This window comes from Flavobacterium pokkalii (assembly GCF_014596575.1).
Classification (GTDB): domain Bacteria; phylum Bacteroidota; class Bacteroidia; order Flavobacteriales; family Flavobacteriaceae; genus Flavobacterium; species Flavobacterium pokkalii.
The window spans coordinates 1-1,350 of record NZ_NASZ01000052.1; the positions used below are offsets into that span (position 1 = coordinate 1).

A 1,350-nucleotide genomic window follows, 5' to 3' on the forward strand; every position below is an offset into this window, starting at 1 on the left:
GGACTTTGCGAAATCGTTACTCCGGCACAATTATCAGTAGTAGTTGAGCCATCGACTAAATTTGGAATAGTTACTGAGCAACTTACGTTTAAAGTCACACCCTGATTGGCTTCGGGAGTTAAAATCGGATTAGTAGTATCTTTAGCAGTAAGCACCACTGTTTTCGAATCTATATTTCCGGCGGCATCAGTAGCCGTTACGGTTACATTGATAGTTCCGTCGTGAACGGCAGCCTGAGAGGTTCCTGCAGCCGGACTTTGTGAAATAGTAACCACAGAACAATTATCGGTGGCAGTTGAACCATCGACTAAATTTGGAATAGTTACTGAGCAATTGGTGTTCAAAGTCACATTCTGATTGGCTTCGGGAGTTAGAATTGGATTTTCTATATCGCTAACTGTTACGGTAAAGCTACAGTTTACAGCAGTATTTACTCCGTCAGAAGCTGACCATGTTACAGTAGTAATCCCTTTGTTGAAAACCACTCCGGTGAGAGAAGTTCCGCTTCCGGTTGTGTCACCACTTAGAGTATAAGTCAAAGAAGTTACCGCACAATTATCAGTAGCAGTAGCGTTAAATTCAGTTCCTACAGCGGTATAAGAACAAAGCGCACCATTGGTATTTCGATTGGCATTAGTGGCAACCGGACAGTTGATAATTGGTGCTTGGTTGTCGGTAACTGTTACGGTAAAACTACAGTTTACAGCAGTATTTACTCCGTCAGAAGCCGACCATGTTACAGTAGTTCCCCCTTTGTCGAATACCACTCCGGCAAGAGAAGTTCCGCTTCCTGTCGTAGCTCCGCTTAGAGAGTAAGTTAAAGAAGTTACTGCACAATTATCAGTAGCAGTAGCGTTGAATTCATTTCCTACAGCGGTATAAGTACAAAGCGCAGCATTGGTATTTCGATTGGCATTAGTGGCAATCGGACAGTTGATAATTGGTGCTTGGTTGTCGCTAACTGTTACGGTAAAGCTACAGTTTACAGCAGTATTTACTCCGTCAGAAGCCGACCATGTTACAGTAGTAACCCCTTTGTCGAAAACCACTCCAGCGAGAGAAGTTCCGCTTCCTGTCGTGTCACCGCTTAGAGAGTAAGTCAAAGAAGTTACTGCACAATTATCAGTAGCAGTAGCATTAAATTCATTTCCTACAGCGGTATAAGTACAAAGTGTAGCATTGGTATTTCGATTGGCATTAGTGGCAACCGGACAGTTGATACTTGGCGCCTGATTGTCGGTAACTGTTACTGTAAAACTACAGTTTACAGCAGTATTTACTCCGTCAGAAGCCGACCATGTCACAGTAGTTACCCCTTTGTCGAATACCACTCCGGCAAGAGAAGTTCCG

1 pseudogene is annotated in these 1,350 nt (G+C 43.5%); it reads right to left on the reverse strand.

Annotated features, from left to right (window positions below):
- Positions 1 to 1,350, reverse strand: a pseudogene (locus tag B6A10_RS16205) (hypothetical protein); the annotation flags it as partial.